Origin of the sequence: Paenibacillus sp. CR_12 (assembly GCF_041953985.1) — a bacterium.
Lineage (GTDB): Bacteria > Bacillota > Bacilli > Paenibacillales > Paenibacillaceae > Paenibacillus_AQ > Paenibacillus_AQ lautus_A.
The window spans coordinates 583386-606480 of record NZ_JAVFHO010000001.1; the positions used below are offsets into that span (position 1 = coordinate 583386).

Consider the following 23095-nt stretch of genomic DNA (forward strand, 5'->3'; position numbering starts at 1 on the left):
TAAACCGATCGGCCACTCCGCATTTTCTCTGTTTCAAGGGTATCTATGGAGAAGACACAGGAATGAAACGAGGGAAGGTGATCATGTGTCGGATTATAACAAAGGCAGGGACCGTACCGCATTCATCGTTCATCGCGAAGGGCTGCCTCATGTTAAAGCCAAACTTGCAGGGAAAGAACAGGTGACGGTTGCCTTTCTGGGCGGATCCATCACGGAGGGAGCCGGCGCTTCAGCGGCCGATAAGACCAGCTGGCGTGCTTTAACGGCTCATTATTTAAGAGAACGTTTCGGAAGTTCGCGGATTCGCTCCATTAACGCAGGTGTCGGGGGGACGGATTCTTCGCTGGGAGCTCACCGTCTTCGAGAGCACGTGCTGAGCGTCGGGAACATCGATTTGCTATTCGTGGAATTCAGCGTAAATGACGGGAGCGACCGGGAAGAATCCATAAGAGGAATGGAGGGAATTGTACGCCAATGCCGTCGTCTGTCACCCGGAACGGATCTATGTTTCATTTATACCGGGTCGGAGCGAAACCTGGCCCGTATCCGGCCGTATCCCATTGCCGTTCACGAAGAAGTGGCCGAGCATTACGGCATTCCTTCCGTCGATTTTGCCGCCGGCATTTATGGCATGCTGACTAACGGTGAGGTCGCTTGGTCATCGCTTGCACCTGATGGATACCATGCGAACGACGAGGGGCATGAGATATACGCCGGTTTTTTGCAGGGATATTTGAAGGAGCTGCTGTCGACAGAGGGTGACTCCTTGATGCTCAATCATTGCGGACATTTGCCCGTAGAACCGATGCTGGCGGGGAACTACGAATATGCCGAAATGCTCCCATATGAGCTAGCCGATTATACCGGGGATTTTCAATTCCGGGAGCTGCCGTCAGGTTCAAAGCTCATGAATTGGCGTTACGCGACAGATCACCGGTACTCCGATCATCCGGACGCTTCGTTTACGTTCACCGTGGTGGGACAAAGCAGCGGACTGCTGCTGTTATGCGGACCCGACACCGGAATCTTTGAATACTCGATCAACGGCGGGTCCATCGTACGGGTCAATCCCTTCGACGAGTGGTGCTTGAACGCTTATCGGCCAGTCAGCGTACACTTTCCGAGATTTCAAGCGCGCGGGTCGATTTCGGTCATGGTTCGCAATACAGGACTCAAGGATAAGCGAAGCCAGGGTACGGGCATGCGCGTGCTGAAGCTGCTAGCGAATTAGGCGAACATCGCGGATTTTTCGCGATGGGTCACACCAAGCCTGCAAAGGGCTGTTACTAGTAATGGGGAGGTGTTGTCACTGCAGATGCCTGGAAATCAAAACACTACAGCACCGATTATCCTATCCTTGCGGGATTACGAGGACTCGAATAACCCGGATGCGCAGCCTGCCATGAAACGCGCGATAGAAGCCGCCAGGGCAATGGAAGGCTCGGTCATTCTGGACATACCGCCGGGCTGCTATCATTTTTATCCTCAATCGGCCGATCGGGAAGCGTATTATATCACGAATACAACCAGCGAGGAAGAGAATCCGGATGTGACCAAAACGATCGGGATTTGGCTTAAGGATCTGCACAACGTGACGCTCGAGGGGAACGGCGCTTTGTTTGTTTTCCACGGAAAGCAGACGATGCTTGTGCTCGATGGCTGCACGGATATTGAAATTCGCAACCTGCACTGGGATTACGCCGCCCCGACCGTGACCGAAATGACGGTGGATCGGTGCGTCGATGCTTATCTTGAGGCAACCGTTCACCCGGATTCACGCTATGATTGCGCTGACGGCATATTCGAATGGGTGGGCGAAGGCTGGCGTTTTCGCGAAGGACCGATGCAGTTATGCAGTGCGGATTTGGGTGCTGCCTGGCGCGTGGACAATTGGCTGGAGCGGGTGGTGTTTACCGAGGAGCTGTCGCCGCGTCGGCTTCGGTTTCATTTTGGAAATCAACCCCCTCCGCACATGGCTCCCGGTACGATCGTGCAAATGCGCGACGGCATTCGGGACCAGGTTGGCATGTTGATCACCCAAAGCTCCGGGGTGACGTTCAGCGACGTGGGTCTGCATTTCATGCATGGACTGGGCGTGGTTGGACAGTTCAGCGCCAATCTGACCTTTGAACGCTTGGATCTGACGCCGAGTCCGGAAACCGGCCGCACGGTGGCGGGATTTGCGGATTTCATCCACCTGTCGGGCTGCAGGGGGAAGGTCTCGATTCGGAATAGTCGGTTTGCAGGGGCGCATGATGATGGGATCAATGTCCACGGCACCTATCTTCGGATCGTTGGTAGACCAGACTCCAATCAATTGCTTGTCAGGTTTATGCATCCGCAGACTTACGGATTTTCTGCTTTTCTGCCGGAAGATGAGGTTGCGTTCGTAAACGCGGATACGCTGAACCCTTACGCTTTCGGACGAGTCGCCGCTGTCGCCATGAAGTCGCCGCGCGAATGGCTGCTCACGTTGGAAAACGCGGTTCCCGCTGACATCGGAGAAGGGGACGTCCTTGAAAATATGACTTGGACGCCGGAGGTCGAAATTGTCGGCAATACATTCGCCCGGATTCCCACGCGCGGAATTCTGGCCACGACGCCGCGGCGGATCGTGATTCGGGATAACACCTTCTTGAACATTCAGATGAGCGCGATACTGGTCGCAGCGGATGCATCTTCCTGGTACGAATCGGGCGCCGTAACGGATATGAGCATCGTGGATAACCGGTTTGTGAATTGCGGCGGTCCCGGACATGCCGTGATACGGATTGCGCCGGAGAATAAACAATATCATGCAGCCGTTCACCGCAACATTCGGATCGCGTGCAACCGCTTTGAAACGACCGGGGAAGCTTGGTTAATGGCAAGAAGCACGGAGGGACTGATATTCCAAAATAACGTGATTCGGATGCAGGAAAAACACGCCCTTGCAGGGAATACCCGTACGGACGAACGCGTCCTTTTGGAAGCCTGCACGGGAACGGATATTTCCTGTAATGACTTGGAGCATGACGAATTGAAATAAAGGAGGCAAGGCGAGTGGGAGCAAACATGAAATTGCAGTATGTGAAACCGGCGACGGTCTGGACCGAGGCGCTGCCGATCGGCAACGGACGTCTTGGAGGCATGGTTTACGGCGGCGTGGAGCGTGAAACGATCAGCTTGAACGAGGATACGCTCTGGTCCGGTTATCCCAGGGATTGGAACAACCCGTCTGCACGGGAAGCGCTGCCGGAGATCCGGGAGCTGGCAAGCCAGGGGCGTTATATGGAGGCAGATCAGCTAGGGCGCAAGATGATGGGGCCCTATACGGAATCTTACCTGCCGTTAGGAGACTTATGCCTCAGGTTTGATCATGGAGGCGTGTTTCATTCTTACCGAAGAACGCTGGATATCGCCAATGCCGTTCAACGAACGGAATACCGCATCGGCGAGGTGACCTACACAAGGGAATGCTTTGCGTCCAGCCCGGACCAGATGATTGCCTTGCGGTTAACCTCGAGCGCTGCTTGCGCCCTGAACTTTCATGCCTATCTGGAAAGTCCGCTGCGTTATACCGTAAAGACCGAAGAAGATATGTACGCCATGTCGGGATTTGCGCCGGAACGCGTCGAGCCCAGCTACGTTTTCTCTGATCGTCCAATCCGTTACGGCGATCCTGAACATACCGCTGCAATGGCCTTCAACGGTCGGCTGGCGGTGGCCGAAACGGATGGCCGCGTTACCGTGGATGCAGCTGGCATTCATGTACTGGATGCGAGCGAAGCGGTCATTTACTTCACCGCGGCCACCAGCTTCAACGGATTTGACCAAATTCCAGGTCACCGCGATGGCGGAGATCACCCGGAGGCTGTCGCCTCGGCTGTAGCTGCGGGGACCATGAAAGCCGCATGCAGCCAGTCTTGGACAGAGCTGCGCGATCGGCACATCAACGATTATCGCAGCCTGTTTGACCGCGTCAGCCTCCGATTAGGCGAGGCGCTGGCTGCAGAAGATATGGACACGGAGGAGAGAATCGAGCGATTCGGTGCCCGGGATCCAGGCTTGGTCCAGCTGCTGTTCCACTATGGCCGCTATCTCCTGATTTCAAGCTCCAGGCCCGGAACGCAAGCAGCCAATCTTCAGGGGATATGGAATGCCTCAACCCGGCCGCCGTGGAGCAGCAATTGGACCTTAAACATCAATGCGCAAATGAACTATTGGCCCGCGGAGGTATGCAATTTGGCGGAATGCCATCAGCCTCTGCTGGAGCTGATCAGAAGCCTGTCGGTAAACGGTGCGGAAACCGCCGCCGTCCATTACGGCACCCGGGGCTGGACCGTTCATCACAATACGGATATCTGGGCCCATACCGCACCGGTCGGCAATTACGGGGACGGCGATCCTTCCTGGGCGCTTTGGCAAATGGGAGGAATCTGGTTGACGCAGCACTTATGGGAGCATTACGCATACAGCGGCGATGAAGCTTATTTACGATCGTTCGCTTATCCCCTGATGAAAGAAGCCTCTTTATTTGCTTTGGACTGGCTTATAGAAAACGACGCAGGCCATCTCGTGACCTCGCCGTCGACCTCGCCTGAGCATAAATTCCGCACGTCTGAAGGGATGGCGGCCATCAGCGAAGGGGCGACCATGGATATTTCCCTCATATGGGAGCTGTTCACCAATTGCATGGAAGCCGCCGGCATTCTCGGCGTGGATGAGGAATTCCGGGAGGAATGGAGCAGCAAACGCGAACGTTTGCTGCCTCTGCAGGTCGGCCGATACGGCCAGCTGCAGGAATGGTCCCATGACTCCGAGGATGAGGACGTATTTCATCGGCACACGTCCCACCTGGTCGGGGTTTATCCTGGACGGCAGCTATCTGCGGAAGAAAGCCCGGAACTGTTTGCAGCTGCCCAAACCTCTTTGGAGCGTCGCGGGGAGGAAAGCACGGGCTGGAGCCTGGGCTGGCGGGTGGCGCTATGGAGCCGGTTCGGTGACGGCAACCGTGCGCTCCGGCTGTTAACCAATATGCTGAGATTGGTGCGGGACGGGGACTCGGAACGTTACGATCATGGAGGTGTGTATGCGAGTTTATTAGGAGCGCATCCTCCTTTTCAGATCGACGGCAACTTCGCAGCTACAGCGGGAATTGCGGAAATGCTGCTGCAGTCGCATCGCTCCTTACTCGTGCTGCTGCCGGCTCTGCCGGATGAATGGCCGGAAGGCGAGGTACGTGGATTGCGGGCACGAGGCGGCTTTGAAGTCGGTATTCGCTGGAAGAATGGAAGACTGACGGAGGCAGAGATCATGTCTCGTTTGGGGAATGTATGCAGCGTAAGCATAAGTAATGGACTTGGAAATGGGATTGCGGTTTACCAAGGCGATGCCAGCATTCCCGTACAGGCCCCCGCCAAAGGCGTAGTTTCATTTGAAACAGAACAGGGCTTAACCTATCGACTGGTCACGGATCACGCAGGGGAGCCCGGAGCTTGATCGGCATAAGGGAGACCTTTTCGATGGTATCCATACATTATACTATGTTAAAAAAAGACTCCTTCAAGGAGTCTTTTTTACGTGAACTCAGAAGAAAATTCCAATTAAATTATTATTTTTGTAGTAGAAACGTCCTGGAAGTGGGTATTAATTGTTAAACGGTTGACAACCTGTATATACATGTATATGATTTTCCTATATGCAACCTGTATATACAAGATGACGAGGAGGACCCAGTTACATGCAGAACCCAGGAACCCAATCTCAAGATTGGTGGAGAACTTCGACGGTTTATCAGGTATACCCGAAGAGCTTCAACGATACAACCGGCCGGGGAACCGGCGATATACGCGGGCTCATGGAAAAGCTTGATTATATAAAGGGACTTGGCATCGATATAGTTTGGCTCCAGCCGGTGTATGTTTCTCCGCAAAATGATAACGGTTACGACGTCGCGGATTATTGCAGCATCGATCCCGCTTACGGGACGATGGACGATTTCGATGAACTTGTCGCCGAATTAAAAAAGAGAGACATGCATTTGATGATCGACATCGTCGTGAATCATTCTTCGACCGAGCATCGATGGTTTAAAGAAGCCATTTCCTCGCGCGATAACCCGTATCGCGACTATTACATCTGGCGGGATCCCGCGGAAGACGGCGGCCCGCCGAATAACTGGCAATCCAAGTTTGGAGGCCCGGCGTGGCAGTATGACGAGGGGACAGGGCAATATTACTTGACATTGTTTGACAAGACGCAGGCCGATCTGAATTGGGAGAACGAGAAGGTCCGGGCGGAGGTCGTGGACATTCTCACGTTCTGGGCGGACAAAGGCGTCAGCGGATTCCGGATGGATGTCATCAATCTCATATCGAAGGATCCCGCTTATCCCGATGATGACGGTTCCGTGGCGCCGGGCGACGGGCGCAGGTTTTATACGGACGGCCCCCGCGTGCATGAATACATTAAGGAATTGAACGAAAAAGTATTCAAGCCTTACAATCTCGTCACGGTAGGAGAAATGTCCTCCACAACCTTGGAGCATTGCATTCGTTACTCGAACCCGAAGGAGAACGAATTCTCCATGACGTTCAACTTCCACCACTTGAAGGTGGACTACCCCAACGGGCATAAGTGGGAGCTCAAGCCTTACGATTTCGAAGAATTGAAGCGGGTGCTTTCCGATTGGCAGATCGGCATGCAGAAGGGCGGAGGCTGGAATGCCCTCTTCTGGAATAACCATGATCAGCCGCGGGCGCTGACCCGATTCACCAATGATGGCGACTACCGCTCGGAAAGCGCAAAAATGCTGGCTACGACGCTTCACGGATTGCAGGGCACGCCATATGTGTATCAGGGTGAAGAGATCGGCATGCCCGATCCGAAATGGAATGACATATCCGAGTTTAGGGATGTTGAATCGCTAAACATGTACACCATTCTCCAAGAGAAAGGGAAGACGCCGGAGGAGGCTGCGCATATCGTCAGGGTGCGCTCGCGCGACAACTCCAGATTACCCATGCCTTGGCATGACGGCGATCAAGCGGGATTTACGACGGGGACGCCTTGGATCAAGCTCGATGAGCGGTATCCGCTGATCAATGCGCAATCCGAAGTGGATAATCCGCAATCGATCTATCATCATTACCGGAAACTGATTGAAATGCGTAAGAACCTTCCGGTGATGACGGACGGTGAATATGTTCGCTTGGATGAAGGGCATCCCGAAATATATGCGTACGCAAGAACGAACAAGGAGCAGACGCTTGTTGTCATTTCGAATTTCAGCGACCGGGGCGTATCGTTCGAGCTTCCCGAGGAGATGCATGATCATCTAACCGAAAGTCGATCGGTTCAACTGTTAATCGGCAACACAACGGAAGAACCCAAGCTCATGCCAACAGTTGCCCTACGACCGTATGCTTCCTATATGTGGCTTATTCACAACAACTAAATTCATAATGTCAGGAGCGTAGAGCTATGGCTATTGATCGCAAAAACGTGGAACGCATTGTCGAAGCAGTCGGCGGAAAAGACAATATCGAAGCCGCTACGCATTGCGTGACCCGATTAAGATTCGCCCTCGTGGACGACAGCAAGGTGGATTCCCGGGCACTTGACGAGAACGACCTGGTGAAGGGGCAGTTCTCTTCCCAGGGACAATTTCAGGTCGTGATCGGACCGGGTCTAGTAGACCAGGTTTACAACGAAATGATGGTTATCACCGGCGGTGCGAGAGTATCGAAGGATGAAGTGAAGAACATTGCGAGCAAGAAGCAAAATCCGCTTCAGCGTGCAATTAAAACGCTTGCGGATATATTCATACCGATTCTGCCGGCGATCGTCATGGCAGGTTTATTGTTAGGGATTAACAATCTGCTTACGGGACCGGGCATATTCTATGAAGGACAATCGTTGATTCAAGTCCATCCCGAATGGGCGGACGTAGCCTCGATCATCAATCTGATTGCAAGCACCGCCTTTACCTTCCTGCCTGTCCTGATCGGCTGGTCGGCGGTACGTCAGTTCGGAGGCAATCCGCTGCTTGGAATCGTGCTGGGCCTGATCCTGGTAAACCCGGATCTGCTCAGCGCCTACCAGTATGCCGATGCCAAACTTGAAGGCACGGTTCCGGTTTGGAACCTGTTCGGCTTTGAAGTGGAGAAAATCGGTTATCAAGGCCAGGTGCTGCCGGTCCTTGTCTCGGCATATATTTTGGCCAAAATCGAGAAGTTCCTGAACAGACGCGTCCACGATTCCATCAAGCTGCTTGTCGTGGCACCCGTTGCCCTGTTGGTGACCGGGTTCCTCGCGTTCGTTCTGGTGGGGCCGATCACGTTTGCCATCGGCAACGCCCTTACTTCAGGCCTGGTCAGCATTTTTGATTCCTTTGCCGCTCTGGGCGGCCTGATCTATGGCGGACTGTATGCACTCCTTGTAATTACGGGGATGCATCATACCTTCCTTGCGGTGGACATTCAGCTCATCGGCAGCGAAGGCGGAACGTTCTTGTGGCCGATGCTGGCGCTGTCTAATATTGCTCAAGGTGCCGCAGCGCTGGCCATGATGTTTATCATGAAGGAACAGAAGGCGAAAGGACTTGCCGTCACATCTTCCATCTCCGCCTTCCTGGGGGTGACGGAACCCGCCATCTTCGGGGTCAACGTTCGTCATAAATATCCGTTTATCTTCGGTATGATCGGTTCCGGGATTGCGGGCGTGCTGCTGGCCGTGAACAACGTTCTGGCTTCATCGATCGGCGTTGGCGGGATTCCGGGATTCCTGTCCATCTTCCCTAACCAGTGGGGCGTCTTCTTCATTGGCATGGCGATTGTTCTGGTCGTTCCGTTCACGGGGACATTGCTGTTCGGGCGTTACCAGTTGTCCAAACAGTCTCGATATGCAGCTGCAGCGGATGGGAATGCTGCCGGCATAGATGGAAGAGCGCAAGCTGTGAATACGGAATCGAACGGCAGTCTTCAATCCGGGTCGTTCGCATCGACGGAAACGGCAAACCCTTCAACCGTGGAAGCGGAGCAACAAGGCGCTGTAGAGGTCCAGGCACCGATCAAAGGGAAAGTGGTTCCCCTGTCAGAGGTACCGGACCCTGCTTTCGCCGATAAACAAATGGGCCAGGGGATTGCCATCATCCCGTCCGAAGGCAAAGTGTATGCTCCGTTTAACGGACAAGTCGCCCATCTCATCAAGAAGAGCAAACATGCGATGATTTTGACGGATACGAACGGAATCCAGATCCTGATTCACGTCGGAATCAACACCGTTTCGTTAAAAGGCGAAGGATTCACGGCACATGTGGAAACAGGTGCGGAGATAAGGAAAGGGCAGCTGCTGCTTGAATTCGATATCGATCGTATTCAGCAAGCCGGATTGCCGGTCATTACGCCGGTCATTATTCCGGATGGCCAAGATCACATTCAGAACGTTACGGAGTTTGAAGGCGAGGCGCTTCCTGGCGAAACGCGAGTGCTTCAAGTGACTCTCGGTAATGGACACTGACGGGTTCCTTTGCAACATGTAATCGCTGCTCCGAAAATGGTACAATAGCTGATGGTGATAAAGGATGACGAACAACATTTATTGGATGCTGTATAAAGACTATGCCGACCAAATCGAAACCGGCGCTTTGCAGCCCGGCAGCAAGCTGCCCTCGGAGAACGAGCTGGCGGCAACCTATCAAATTACAAGGGAAACGGTCCGCAAGGGATTGAATTTACTCGCCCAAAACGGCTATATTCATAAGGTGAAAGGCAAAGGTTCGTTTGTGCTGGATACCGGAAGAATGAATTTCCCGGTTACGGGGCTTGTCAGTTATAAGGAAATGGCGGAGCGGATTGGCCGGAAAAGCCGTACGATTGTGCATGAAACGGAGTGCGTTCCGGCCGGGGAAGCCATCGCCAAGGAGCTGCACACCCGCCCGGACATGCTCGTGTGGAAGGTGATCCGATCCAGGGAAATTGAAGGGGAGCGCATCATCCTCGATGTGGATTATTTGCTTGCCGACATCGTGACGGGTTTAACGAGAGAAATTACGGGCGATTCCATCTATCAATACTTGGAGCAGGAGCTCCATCTAAAGATCAGTTACTCGAAAAAAATCATCTCCGTGGAACGAGCTACGACGATGGACCAGTCCTATATGGATCTTGGAAGCGATACCCATGTCGTCGTCGTCCGAGGTTACGTCCACTTGGAAGATACCACGCTTTTCCAGTACACGGAATCCAGACATCGATTGGATAAATTTCAGTTTGTGGATTTTGCAAGAAGGGAATCCAATCATGATTTTGGAGACAAATAGAAGTGAAGTTAGCCGCGAGTGTATCGCGGCTTTTTTTATTGGCTTCCCATGTCGCTCATTCGCAATGGCCATGCAGATCAGCAGCGTAATAGATGAAATAAAGAGGAAAACTCCTGGTTGATGTTGAAGCTGTACTTAGAGGCAAAGATTCAAGCAATCCAGTTAAAGGAGCTGATGGATCATGGATTTGGGACTCCATGGAAAGGTTGCGTTGATTACCGGGGGGAGCAGGGGGATTGGCCTTGAAACCGCCGTTACGTTTGCGTTGGAAGGGGCTAAAGTTGCCATATGTGCACGAGATGAGGAGCAGTTAAGGGCTGCCGCGGATCATATCAGGCATCTATCGAAATTCGAAGCGTTAACCATCGCAGCGGATGTTACGAAACCTGAGGATTGCATGCGAGCCGTAAACGAAACCGTCAGCCGCTACGGACGGCTCGATATCCTGGTGAACAATGCCGGAACAGCCGCAGCGAAGCCGTTTGAGCAGATCGACGACGAATCATGGGCATCCGATCTGGATCTCAAGCTGTTCGGCGCGATTCGTTTTTCGCGTGCGGCCGTCCCTCATCTGCGGAATTCCGGCGGCGGCGCGATTATTAATGTGACGACATCCTGGGCCAAAACGCCGCCGGCTTCATCCATGCCAAGCAGCGTCAGCCGCGCGGCGGGACAAGCCATGACCAAAGCGATGAGTCACGATTTGGCGAAAGACCATGTCCGGGTAAACACCGTATGTATCGGAACGATACGGAGTGCACAGCTTGAGGCGCGTTGGAAACGTGAATCACCTGAACTCACCTGGGACCAGTACGCCCGGGATCCGCGACATAACATCCCGCTCGGGCGTATCGGCGATACGGAGGAAGCGGCAAAAGTCATCGTATTTTTGGCTTCCGATGCTGCTTCCTATGTTACAGGAACTTCCATCAATATTGACGGGGGTTCAGCTCCGGCTTTGTAAGCCGTTAGCAATTATAAACGCGGGAGGTCCTGGATGTGAAGCATGAGGTCGTGATTGGAATCGATGGAGGCGGATCGCAAACGCGCGTCATGGTCAGCGATTTGAATGGAAATATTCTCTCCTATGCCGTTGGCGGAGCCTCCTCGATCCATAAAGACAGGAATGCGCATGAGAATGTTCAGCAAACCATACGATCGGCACTTACCACGGCGGGCTGCGACTTGGATCAAGTCAAGGGTCTATATGCGGGAATTGCGGGTTACGAGTCGAATCAAGATATGGAGTGGGTAACTCGTTTGACCGCGATCGAAGGGTTCGATTGCCCGAAATGGTACGTAAACGATTCTATTGTCGCGCACGCAGGTGCATTCATGGCGAATCCAGGAATCGTTGTTGTGTCGGGGACGGGATCTATGATTTTGGGAATAACAGAACAAGAGATTCCTATCAAAAATGTGGATTTCCATCATTATGCCGCCAGCGCTGCGAGATTTCTATCTTATGATACCGTGTATCAAATGTTGGCCGGGAATATCCATTCATCCGATAAATCGTTGGTCCGCCAAATTGAATCCTATTGGGGAGTTGAAAATATGGATCAGCTTCGAATGTTGGCGTCGACGGGCTTTATAAAAGATCGCCAAGAGCGGGACAAGAAGTTCGGGGAGATGGCTCCTCTTGTCACGACAGCGGCTGAAGCCGGAAGCCGATTAGCTCGGGGCGTATGCGATGAAGCCATAAGACAAATCATGGTAGGCGTAGAGATTCTAGGTTCATTCTTTCACTCGGATCATGTACCGGTAACGGGGATCGGGAGTGTTGTAAACTGCGCTTATATGAAATCAAAGCTGATGAACAGTTTGCAATCGGGCATAAACAAACAATACGAATATCGGAGCCCCCAATTATCGGCCGCTGCCGGCGCTGTGCTTATGGCGCTTCGGAATTTAGGTTTGCAAGTTGATACCCATATGGTTGAAACTATACACAGGCACCCTCATGCTACATGGTAAAATTCAATTTTTCCATAAAATATATTATGTAAACTACCGACAATGAATGGGAAGAGAGCATTTGCGAGATGACGTTGTTGTCATGAGGATGTCGTAATTTTATATATGTTTTGTCGCATAGTTGGACTAAAAAAATGTGCAAGATGTGATACCTTATATGTGGATGTTCGGAAAATAAATGACGGGCTGCCGGAAGGAGTGATTTCCCTCATTGTTACTTTTTTTCTAAGACGCCATAGGGATAGAGCAGTCATAGGACCACTTCCCTAAACGTGGTTCGTACACCAACCCTTCGGATGGAGGAAGGTTATCCACATGCCGACTGGCGGCCGCTCTTTGTTGAGCGTGATGTGCCTTTCAGAGATTCGTAGAGGTGTTGTGACAGAATTACATACAACGATCTGCTTGTTTTATAAGGCGTTTCGAATAAGCAGAAATTATGAAATTTTAAAATATGACGAAAAGTGATGGTGATGATCCATGTCTAAAGTTTATCGTATTGGAATTATCGGCTGCGGCGGAATCGCAAACGGGAAGCATCTTCCGAGCTTAAGCAGATTAAACAACGTGGAGCTCGTGGCATTCTGCGATATCGTAATCGATCGGGCAGAAGCAGCGGCTAGCAAGTACGGTATTGAGGAAGCTAAAGTGTACAGCGATTATAAAGAGCTGCTGCAGGATCAAAGCATCGATATTATCCATGTCTTGACCCCTAATGATTCTCATGCCGAGATTTCCATTGCTTCGCTTGAAGCGGGAAAACATGTGATGTGTGAGAAGCCGATGGCCAAAACGGCCGCCGATGCCAAGCTTATGATGGAAACCGCGAAGCGCACAGGCAAGAAATTGACGATCGGATACAATAACCGATTCCGTGAAGACAGTCTTTACCTGAAACAAGTATGCGAAGCCGGCGAACTCGGAAATATTTATTTTGCCAAAGCGCATGCCGTACGAAGAAGAGCCGTGCCGACTTGGGGCGTCTTTTTGGATGAGGAAAAACAAGGCGGCGGGCCGCTTATCGACATCGGCACGCACGCGCTTGATCTGACGCTCTGGATGATGGATAATTACAAGCCGAAGATTGTACTCGGCACCACATACCATGAACTGTCCCGCAAGGAGAATGCGGCCAATGCCTGGGGACCTTGGGATCCCGAAAAATTCACGGTGGAAGATTCCGCCTTCGGCATGATTGTGATGGAGAACGGCGCAACCATTATGCTGGAATCCAGCTGGGCGCTCAATACGCTTGAAGTCGATGAAGCCAAATGCTCGCTGAGCGGTTCGGAAGGCGGAGCCGATATGAAGAACGGTCTTCGCATCAACGGCGAGAAATTCAGCCGCCTGTATACAAACGAAATCGAATTGAACTCCGGCGGGGTTGCATTCTACGACGGCAAGAAGGAGCAAGCTCCGGATGTTGAGATGAGAAGATGGATCGAGGCTATCGACCAGGATAAAGATCCTGTGGTAACCCCGGAACAAGCTTATGTTGTATCTCGAATCTTGGAAGCTCTATACGAATCCGCAAAAATCGGCAAGGCCGTTTATCTGGACTAAGATACTTTCATATTATGATCAATAATGAAGGAGCCCTGAATGATCAGGGCTTTTTTTATTATTTTCGAAACATGCTGAATCTAGCAAACTGGATATGTAATTTTGGAGGAATGAGATATAGATTAACGGGAATAATAAGCTCATTACATAATGAAGGCAGGGTACATGAAATGATATTTATTTATAATGATTACGGTGGAACCCACACAACCTCACTGGCCGCCGCGTATCATCTAAATAAACTACCTACGAATCGGCAGCTCACAACCGAAGAAATTCTGGCGGTGGACTATTTCAATAAACTAAATAGGTCCGACATGGGCAAACTCATATTTCACGGGTTGGATGAAAACGGGAATCCGGTGTACACCCTTGGAAGGGGCTCATCCAAGGTTGTCATTCAAGCTCTAGAAAATTTGAGTCTGATCCTTCAAGACAAATATCAGAACGCGGAGCCTATTGTGTTTTCCAACACTTCACCTACCGTTCCATTGATCATGACGATCGGGGGATTTTTGTCCAGAGGATTAAAATTAGGTTTTGTCGGCGATCCTTTATTGGTCGCGGGTTCGAAGCAATGCTGCGCCAATATCCGTGAACTAGTTCTACATACAAAACAAACCGCTGCCGCGAGGTCCGGAACGGAGTCTGTTATTGTTATTGAGAACAAAAATTATTCCGCATAGCTATTCGAAGTCTGTGCTGTGAAGATAATCCGGGATTCAACAGGTTTATCTTCTTTTTTTTAGCCAAGTATGCCACAACGTTTTCTGGTATAATCTAGGAGTCTGTCGGGTGATTGTCGAACCTGTTGTGATGTTTAGAACGATTCGGGTTGGATTCCATCGCTAAATGAAGGGTGAGAGATGGTTATTAAACGTCTTATCAAGATCAGCACATGCCTTGTCATCTTGACGTATCTCATATTCATGATGATCGGGCTCTTCAGAAGAACTTTATCCGTTCGTGCAAGTGTTCTAATGACTGTTGTCACCGCCATGATAGTCATCATTTTCTATGGATTGACTAAACTGATTCAATATATTGATCACAAGTTGTATAAAGAGCTGAAGCGTATGATGAAATAGCGCGACGAAGAAAAGGATGATATCCCAGTCCATCGACTTTCTGGATGTCATCTTTTTTTTGCCTAAATAACAAAATTAATCGATTTTTCGGTTAGCTGCGTTTTCCTGCGGGAGTGGAGGTTATCGAAAATTCTCTTGGCCTGTACGGGTACACAGCAATATTCGTTTGAAAGTTTACAGCTTGTTTTCTTCGGTAATAATGTGGGAATAGCATCTGTGAGAGGAAGGATGTTCCTATGCGGTATCGAAGAAGAAGCGGCCATCACATCAAAAACAACACCAAAGATACCCGACCGGCTAACACATCGACTAAAGATCCCGATGCTTTAAGCCCGGATATAAAAAGCAATCTAAACCATATCAGAGCAGCCCTCGGAAACAGTACCGATATCGTGATCAGGGAAATTCCGCTGGATGAGAAGGAGATACATTATATCGCTATCCTCTATACCGATGGTTTGTCCGACCAGAAGATCATTTTGGAATCCATCATGATGGTCGTAGCTGATATTGCAAAATCCCGGGTTAGGGATGATTCGGATCATTTTGAGGTATTCGACGGGCAAAAGATATTAGAACAAATTTCCCTCGTCAATAACGAGATTCAGTCTATAACCGATTATAAAAAGTTGTTCCATTCCTTATTGTCGGGAGACACCATTTTTCTGGTAGATGGATTGGATCGAGGTATCGCAGCAGGCACACGGGGATGGAAGGACCGCGGGGTCATGGAAACGTCGGCGGAAAATGTCGTCCGCGGCCCGCGCGAGTCCTTTTCGGAGGCACTGCGTACGAATACGGCCTTGATTCGCCGAAAGATCAAGGATCCGAATCTTTGGATGGAAACGAAGCAGATCGGCCGAGTAACGCAAACCGATGTCGCGATGATGTACATCAAAGGCATTGCTAATGAGAAAATCGTCGGAGAAGTCCGCACCCGGCTTGGACGAATCGATGTAGACAGCATTTTGGAGAGCGGATATATCGAGGAACTGGTCCAGGATAAGACCTTAACTCCTTTTCCCACCGTATATAATACCGAACGTCCCGATGTGATCGCAGCCGAGCTGCTTGAAGGCAAAGTCGCTATTATCGTGGATGGCACTCCATTTGTGCTGATCGTTCCGGCCCTATTTGTTTCCTTCTTGCATGCTGCGGAAGATTACTATCAGCGCGCGGATATCAGTTCATTCCTGCGGGTGCTTCGCTACCTGAGCATATTCATTTCGCTGCTTGGGCCTTCCCTCTATGTAGCCATAACCACCTTTCATCACGAAATGCTGCCGACCCGGCTCCTGTTCGGGCTGGCTGGACAACGTGAGCAGATCCCGTTTCCCGCCTTCGTTGAGGCCGTCCTCATGGAGGTCACTTTCGAGATTCTGCGGGAGGCTGGCGTGCGGCTGCCCAAAAATATCGGGTCGGCGATTTCCATCGTAGGAACGTTGGTCATAGGTCAAGCCGCCGTCGAAGCGGGGATCATCTCACCGGCCATGGTCATCGTGGTTGCGATAACGGCCATTTCCAGCTTTGTCGTTCCATCATTCAACATGTCCATTGCTTTTCGGATGCTCCGATTTCCGTTGATGGCGCTTGCCGGATCTTTTGGCCTGTTCGGCATATTAGTCGGGATCATCGCCCTAATTCTGCATTTGTGCAGCCTCCGCTCGTTTGGAGTTCCGTATATGTCGCCTTTAGCGCCGCTAATTCCGGATGGGCAAAAAGACACGCTCTTACGGCTGCCACATTGGATGATGTCGACTCGCCCCCGTTTGATAAATCAGTATAACGTAAAGCGCAGCAACAGCAAACCTCCCCAGAAATCGCGGGAATAGCTAATTTTCATACAAGCGGGAAAGCGAGTGAATTGAATGAAACGGATATTGGCCTTGCTTATCCTACATATCGTCATCACGCTTCTTCTGAGCGGTTGCTGGAACCGGAGGGAATTGAACGAGCTGGCCGTAGCGGTGGCCGCAGGGGTTGACTGGGTAGACGGCCGCTACCGTTTATCGGTCCAAGTCGCTATTCCCGGGCAGATCACAGCCAAAAGGAGCGGAAGTCCCCAAGCGCCTGCTACGCTGTTCACGGCTGAAGGCGACACCATATTTGAAGCGGCGCGAAGGATTACTCAGATCAGCCCGCGAAAATTATATTTTTCCCATTTACGGATGTTTCTGATGGATGAGGCGATGGCAAGGGAAGGGATAGCCAAAGTACTTGACTTGTTATCGAGGGATCACGAATTCAGACCCGATTTCTACCTGGTTGTTACCAAAGGAGCAACAGTGGAGGAAACCTTGAAAATCATGACGTCCATGGAAACGATTCCTGCCAATAAACTTTACGATTCCCTGCAAATCTCGGAGAAGGTTTGGTCACCCAGTATGGCTGTGACACTGGATCAATTGATAAGTGATATTACCAGCAGCGGAAAACACCCCGTGCTTACAGGACTGGTGATAACAGGGAATCGGGATTTTGGAAAAACGAGGAAAAACGTAGAAAATATCGATACACCGAGCCAATTGAAATATTCGGGGCTTGCCGTTTTCAAATTTGACAAGCTGATCGGATGGTTAAACGAGAAGGATAGCAGGGGGTATCGACTCATAAGGGGGCACGTGAAAAGCTCCGTAGCGTTTATTCCCTGCCGGAACGATGGAAAGGTTGTCGTGGAGACGCTGAGAACCGATTCCAAGATAAAAGGAAGATTCGTCGAATCCCGTCCAGAAATGGATATCATGATTCGTTTGGAGGGAAATATTGGTGCTGTGGAGTGCAGCGGATTGGATCTGACGCAGCCAGCAACCGTGAGGGATCTCGAAGTCGAAATGGAAGAAAACATAACCCAAAGCTTGGAGTCCGTTATCAATAAAGTGCAGGATGAGTTTAAAGTGGACATATTCGGCTTCGGGGAGGCTTTTCGCCGTTCGCATCCGAAAGCGTGGAAGGCAATGGAGGAAGAGTGGAACGACCGGTATTTTCCAAACCTCGAGACCCATATTCATGTGGATTACAAAATCCGGCGAACCGGAACAACCAATGATTCTTTTCTAAATGATCTAAAGGAATGAGGCGAATTGATGCTGAATATCGCGATGATTGCAATTTCAGCCACCATCCTAACCTGGCTTGAGCTGCCGAGGATGCTCCGGGAAAAAGAACAAAGGGAAATTTGGGGGTTCACGGCATTTATGATTATAGGCATTGGAATAAGCGTGGTCCAAACGGTCATGAACGATATTCCAACTCCTATGGTTATGTTAACGATCGTATTCAAGCCGTTCAGTGATTGGCTCTCTGCTATCGGTTTGATCCAATAAGAAAAGGAGCAGGAAAGATGCCCGTTGTCAAAATATCATTGCGCCAGGTCAGCATTTTAACTGCCATGTATACGATCGGGAGCGCTATCCTTATCGTTCCTTCGGGTACGGCTAACATTGCTAAGCAAGATGCATGGATTGCCGCTTTGGTCGGGATCGGTCTAGGATTCATGATCTTGGCGCTGCAGTTGCAATTGTCCAAAAAGTATCCGGAAACGAATTTGATGCAATTATCCGAGAAACTTTTAGGGAAATGGATCGGCAAAACGGTAAACTTTCTGTTATTAACTACATTGCTCCTAAGTGGTCCCGCTTGGGTGTTACACGAAATTAGCGACTTCATGACCATACAAATGCTGCCCGAAACCCCGATTCAGGCGATCATTTTCCTCTTCGGGGCCCTTGTTGTCCTGGGAGTGCGTTTGGGGCTCGAAGTGCTGGCCAGATCAGCGGAGATACTGTTTCCATGGTTTCTTCTTCTGTTTCTGTCCATGAGCATTTTATTATTGTCGGAGATTAAATGGGAGAATGCACTTCCCATTTTCGAATCGGGTGCCAAGCCTATCTTCCCTGCCGCAATCTCTTTCGTTAGTACTGCGTTTTTGCCGCACGTCGTGTTGATGATCATCTACCCGGGGGCCGTTAACCGCCCGGCGGAGGCATACAAAGCCGTATATATCGGTAGCCTAATCGGTGCGGGGGTGCTTTTTACGATTATTGGATTAGCGATTTTGGTCTTGGGCCCGGACATTACGGCACGAAATATGTACCCCAGTTATATGTTGGCCAAAAAAATCAATATCGGTAATTTTCTTCAGCGTATTGAAGCAGTCATGGCGGTGATGTGGTTTATCACTTTATTTTTCCGAATCTCTTTGTACTTTTACGCCATTGCGATCGGCGTCAGTCAGATATTTAAAATCAAAAATTATCAGCCGCTGGTCGTGCCGTTAGGCTGGATACTTGCGGCAGTTTCCGTCTTCATATATCCCAATGTTCCATTCAAGTTGGAATGGGACTCAAAGACCTGGATTCCATATACGATCACCATCGGGTTTATATTCCCACTGCTATTGTTTGTCATGCATGGACTCCGGAAATGGCTGTTCAAAAAAAATAAAAAGTCCTCGAAATCCGCTTGAACGGTTGGAGGACAAAGTGGTTTGTTTGATAATCCATTGTAAACCTGATTGTAATGGAAATAGTTTGGCTTGCGCGATCCGTCTACTTGTAGACGGTTTTTTATGTTGAACCGGCAGGAAAGGGTAGATTTTCTCTTGCGCACTAATATATGAAGCCACTCAGACTTCATAAAAGAACGCTTTATGCTAAATCCTTAGGCTTATCACCGATTAAACCCAACAAAAACATTTGAGAATAAGCGTAACCTTTATAAGTCTTGGATAAACACGAAGGAATCGTAAGATCCAGATCCATATAGGTAGTCAAGATCAATTGAGTGAACTCCTTCTGGTTCGTCAAGGAATACTCCTGCAATTGTTTGGCGAATTCCTTGCTGACATGTTCTCTTCCTCCAAGCGCTTGCTGTAATTGGTAACCTGCCAAGTATAACTCGGCAGCTGTATCTTCATCTGTTCCTCGATGCTCAGCTACATAATTGCCGATCCAGTCGCGAACAAGAGTTGAAGGGTCTGTGTTATTCTCCTTCGCAATCTCTTGAAAGCTCTCCTTGAGGTCTTTGGATAGACGGATGTGCAGATTGGTATCCATGGGCAAAACCTCCTTAACGTAGTGAATCTATTGTACACATAATATATACACGTTGTCAACACGTTATTAACACGATATCAGAACGCGCGAAAACACCGGAAAAGCTCCGGTGATAACCGATAAAGGGAGCAACGCCGATCCATTGCTTGAAATGACGGTTGAAGCAGATACCGTGACAGCCAGAGACAAAAACATATACACACTAGAAACCGCGACTATCGCGTTATTGTTTTATTTGTTTTTAATGATGTGGAAATCAGCAATTAAGAAGAAATCATGGATAGTTGAGTACGATAAAATCAGTGTGCATGCTCAATATGTGAATCGAGGAGGACTTAATGATGGGTAGAATCATTCTGACTATGCAGACTACGATGGACGGCATTGTATCAGATGAAGATCAATGGATGACATTAAATGAGGAAATCTTTGAAGATTATTTAGAGTACTATAATACTATAAACACGATTATTATAGGAAGCAATTCGTATTCATCATTAGCACAGCATTGGCAAAATGCAGAGAATTCATCTAACGACGACCTTGAACGAGCTATAGCCATGCGCATAAACGCCATCCCCAAATTTGTGATTTCCAGCACGAAAATGGATCTAACTTGGAAAAACTCTCAGCAAATTCTAGTAAACGGTGAAAATTCCATGGCTCATCAAATCGAAATGCTCAAAAATAGAGAAGGGAATATCTCTGTAGAGAGTGGAGTAAGAACGTGGCAATTATTTATCCAACATGATTTATTTGATGATCTGTGGTTATTTATACATCCGGTAATCGTTTCACAGGGGGAACGGTTGTTTGCGCTTGCAAATAAACGATTCACTATGAACCTTACCAGCAGTAAAACCTATAGCAACGGTGTACTTGGACTGTACTACAGTAAATAGGTCATTGCTATGAGAAGAGGTCTTCTATTCGAGGAAACCAGTGCGGCCAGCATCTCTAAGATGTACGCTGGCCGCCTTTATATCAATGGGGATAAGCCGTATCGAATTCGATGCCGCACGGACCGCCATTCGGATTGACGTCAAGGTTGATCTCCGTGCCGTCTTCCCGGAACAAAGGCCTATAAAATGCACCGATTTTGGTTGCCGACGCGTTGGCGTAATGGCAGATGAAAGCGCGGCGGAACCGGTTGGATTTGTTGCGGTAGGAGCCGTGGATCAGGTTGCCGTTAAAGAACAGGACGTCCCCTTTGTCCATGATCGCGGGGAGGACCTTTCTATCCTTGGGCGGCTTCACGAAATGAGTGGTAAACGACTCGTTCGAATCGGCTTCCTCCGGGCATACCAGGTCATAATCACTTGTTTTCGGAACGACGAGCAAACCGCCGTTCTCTTCATCGGCCGCGTCGATTGCGGTCCATGCGGCAATGCAATTGCCTGGCTCCACCTGCAGGTAGAAGTTGTCCTGATGCAGCGCTTGGCCGCGGGAGCCTGGAGGTTTGAAATAGAACATGCTTTGGGCGGCGAGCGCCGGTTCCCCGTACAAATCGGCCAATACCTGCATGACCGGTTTATGCAGCATGTATTTCTTCGCGGTTGCATGAAAGCGGTGCGGATGCATAACGCGGGGATAACGTTTGAGCGGTTCAACGGTTTCATCGTCCAGCACAGGCTCAAAGTGGCCGGGTACGGTCTTGTGGCTGATCTCCTCAAACGTTGCTTCGATCTCCGACAGCTCCTCCTCGCGGAAGAGACCTTTTACAATCAAATATCCCTCCGTTTCGAATTGGTGCAGCTGTTCTTCCGTCAATACGTGAAACTTCTCTCTCATTGCAATTCCTCCCGCAAATTAATGGTTTTCCTGTTGACAATAGAATAAGGTCTGCTTAACTTGAGAGGAAGTATGATTTCTGCTTAATATTACCGGAATCCTGCTATTCGGGGTACAGAGGAGGAGAGGTCGCTTGAGAACGCCGGCTGATAGGCATGCCATATCCTTAGAAAGCACCGGAACCATATTCGGCGATCATTTCGAGCAAGACGATTCTTATCGCCTGCGCCGTCTTAACGGAATGCAGGACTGGCTGATTGTTTACACGCTGCAGGGTGAGGGCTATTTCCGCACGCCTGCCGGGGAGAAACGCTGCGGATCCGGGCAGCTCGGCCTGCTGCGCGCCAACATCGCCCATGAATACGGGACCGTGCAGGGGACGCATTGGAACTTTCTTTGGATCCATTATCCCGGGCTTCCGGAAAACGGGATGCTGCCGAACGAGGAGTTTCTGGTCGAAACCTTGCCCGATGAACGTGTCCGAGGCCGTGTCGAGCTGGCCTTTCGTAAGGTGCTGCAAGATTCGCTGGACCGGTTAGAACTGTGGGAAGCTCTGTGCGAGAACGCCCTGCGAGAGATTTTGCTTCTGCTTGCACAGCGGACGAACAAGAGGCTAGATCCCAGAGTCGAGCAAACGCTTGGGTTGTTATCCCGTTCGTTAAAAGAAAACGTCAAAATTGATGCCTTATCCCGAGAGATCGGAATTTCGGGATCCAGGCTGGCGCACTTGTTCAAACAGCAAACGGGATCCACGATTTTGGAGCATCTGAACCAGATGAGGGTTCGACATGCCGCTTTATTGATGAGCCATTCGGGACGTACGGCGAATGAAGCTGCTCATGACGTAGGGTTTAACAGTTACAATCATTTTGCCGATCAGTTTCGCAAGCAGTTCGGGGTTTCGCCGAGGCAGTACCGCCAGGCATGTAGGCATCCATGAAATGCCGGGTTTACATTCGATGCCTGAATGAAGACGGTGCAGCCATATCAGAGTAACATACGAAAGAACAGGAAGGACTGCTGAAGGGCAGTCTTTTATTTTTCTATTCCCGCATTTGAGATATCATCGGTTCCTCAGCCATTTCGCTATGATCCCAATTGTAGAATTTCATAAAGAGCTTGATAAAATTGAGCAAGATACCATCCGTATGACGGTACCTTGCTGCCTATGCGGGGCCGCTTACGATGCGGCTTTTTAGTCGTTTAATCTTAACTTTGTGACAGAATCGAGCTTGGTTAACTGCTAGAAATAACAACTTTTCTGCTGTGATGCTTCTGCTTCTTTTGAAATATCCACATTGTCGAATAAAGGGACAAGA

Annotated in this window: 19 protein-coding genes; 17 read left to right on the forward strand and 2 right to left on the reverse strand. The window is 50.0% G+C overall.

Features of this window, described 5'->3' with window-relative positions:
- The first annotated feature begins 85 nt into the window (after positions 1–85).
- The 14 genes from RB297_RS02665 to RB297_RS02730 all read left to right on the forward strand — a co-directional run bounded on the left by RB297_RS02665 (position 86) and on the right by RB297_RS02730 (position 19396).
- On the forward strand, positions 86–1231 hold the full coding sequence (locus tag RB297_RS02665; protein WP_375119649.1) for an SGNH/GDSL hydrolase family protein: 1146 nt from the start codon (positions 86–88) through the stop codon (positions 1229–1231).
- A gap of 84 nt (positions 1232–1315) precedes the next feature.
- Positions 1316–3028 (forward strand): right-handed parallel beta-helix repeat-containing protein, encoded by a 1713-nt coding sequence (locus RB297_RS02670; RefSeq protein ID WP_375119650.1) that lies wholly within the window; start codon positions 1316–1318, stop codon positions 3026–3028.
- A 26-nt stretch (positions 3029–3054) separates the two neighbouring features.
- On the forward strand, positions 3055–5481 hold the full coding sequence (locus RB297_RS02675) for a glycoside hydrolase family 95 protein (RefSeq protein ID WP_375119785.1): 2427 nt from the start codon (positions 3055–3057) through the stop codon (positions 5479–5481).
- 241 nt (positions 5482–5722) lie between these two features.
- Positions 5723–7438 (forward strand): alpha,alpha-phosphotrehalase, encoded by a 1716-nt coding sequence (gene treC, locus RB297_RS02680; RefSeq protein ID WP_375119651.1) that lies wholly within the window; start codon positions 5723–5725, stop codon positions 7436–7438.
- A gap of 26 nt (positions 7439–7464) precedes the next feature.
- Positions 7465–9501, forward strand: a complete 2037-nt coding sequence (gene treP, locus RB297_RS02685; protein ID WP_375119652.1) for a PTS system trehalose-specific EIIBC component — start codon at positions 7465–7467, stop codon at positions 9499–9501.
- Between the two features lie 64 nt (positions 9502–9565).
- Complete coding sequence (gene treR / locus RB297_RS02690; protein WP_192572130.1) at positions 9566–10303, forward strand: trehalose operon repressor; 738 nt, start codon at positions 9566–9568, stop codon at positions 10301–10303.
- A gap of 181 nt (positions 10304–10484) precedes the next feature.
- Positions 10485–11267 carry an SDR family NAD(P)-dependent oxidoreductase gene (locus RB297_RS02695; RefSeq protein ID WP_096775582.1) on the forward strand — a complete coding sequence of 261 codons (783 nt, stop codon included), beginning with the start codon at positions 10485–10487 and terminating at the stop codon, positions 11265–11267.
- Between the two features lie 35 nt (positions 11268–11302).
- Entirely contained in the window at positions 11303–12280 is a 978-nt protein-coding gene (locus RB297_RS02700; protein ID WP_375119653.1) for an N-acetylglucosamine kinase, read from the forward strand.
- Between the two features lie 480 nt (positions 12281–12760).
- Complete coding sequence (locus RB297_RS02705) at positions 12761–13843, forward strand: Gfo/Idh/MocA family protein (protein ID WP_096775583.1); 1083 nt, start codon at positions 12761–12763, stop codon at positions 13841–13843.
- A gap of 170 nt (positions 13844–14013) precedes the next feature.
- The gene (locus RB297_RS02710; protein ID WP_375119786.1) at positions 14014–14529 is read left to right on the forward strand and encodes a DUF3189 family protein; all 516 of its coding nucleotides are present in this window, start codon (positions 14014–14016) and stop codon (positions 14527–14529) included.
- A gap of 638 nt (positions 14530–15167) precedes the next feature.
- A complete protein-coding gene (locus tag RB297_RS02715; protein ID WP_375119654.1) occupies positions 15168–16763 on the forward strand; it encodes a spore germination protein in 1596 nt (531 codons plus the stop codon).
- A gap of 36 nt (positions 16764–16799) precedes the next feature.
- Positions 16800–18005 (forward strand): Ger(x)C family spore germination protein, encoded by a 1206-nt coding sequence (locus RB297_RS02720; RefSeq protein WP_375119655.1) that lies wholly within the window; start codon positions 16800–16802, stop codon positions 18003–18005.
- A gap of 9 nt (positions 18006–18014) precedes the next feature.
- Positions 18015–18254, forward strand: coding sequence for a hypothetical protein (locus tag RB297_RS02725; RefSeq protein ID WP_375119656.1), 240 nt, complete (start codon positions 18015–18017; stop codon positions 18252–18254).
- 17 nt (positions 18255–18271) lie between these two features.
- Positions 18272–19396, forward strand: a complete 1125-nt coding sequence (locus RB297_RS02730) for a GerAB/ArcD/ProY family transporter (protein ID WP_213578297.1) — start codon at positions 18272–18274, stop codon at positions 19394–19396.
- Between the two features lie 181 nt (positions 19397–19577).
- Here RB297_RS02730 and RB297_RS02735 read toward each other — a convergent pair whose 3' ends face one another.
- Positions 19578–19985 carry a hypothetical protein gene (locus tag RB297_RS02735; RefSeq protein WP_096775588.1) on the reverse strand — a complete coding sequence of 136 codons (408 nt, stop codon included), beginning with the start codon at positions 19983–19985 and terminating at the stop codon, positions 19578–19580.
- 109 nt (positions 19986–20094) lie between these two features.
- Here RB297_RS02735 and RB297_RS02740 point away from each other — a divergent pair, with 109 nt between their 5' ends.
- On the forward strand, positions 20095–20334 hold the full coding sequence (locus tag RB297_RS02740; protein ID WP_375119657.1) for a hypothetical protein: 240 nt from the start codon (positions 20095–20097) through the stop codon (positions 20332–20334).
- Positions 20324–20887, forward strand: a complete 564-nt coding sequence (locus tag RB297_RS02745) for a dihydrofolate reductase family protein (protein WP_375119658.1) — start codon at positions 20324–20326, stop codon at positions 20885–20887. Before RB297_RS02740 ends, RB297_RS02745 begins: the two co-directional genes overlap by 11 nt.
- A gap of 82 nt (positions 20888–20969) precedes the next feature.
- On the opposite strand, the gene RB297_RS02750 is transcribed toward RB297_RS02745, so the two are convergent.
- Positions 20970–21776, reverse strand: a complete 807-nt coding sequence (locus tag RB297_RS02750; RefSeq protein ID WP_375119659.1) for a phytanoyl-CoA dioxygenase family protein — start codon at positions 21774–21776, stop codon at positions 20970–20972.
- Positions 21777–21909: 133 nt separating this feature from the next.
- Here RB297_RS02750 and RB297_RS02755 point away from each other — a divergent pair, with 133 nt between their 5' ends.
- Positions 21910–22716 (forward strand): helix-turn-helix domain-containing protein, encoded by an 807-nt coding sequence (locus tag RB297_RS02755; RefSeq protein ID WP_375119660.1) that lies wholly within the window; start codon positions 21910–21912, stop codon positions 22714–22716.
- The last annotated feature ends 379 nt before the right edge of the window (positions 22717–23095 follow it).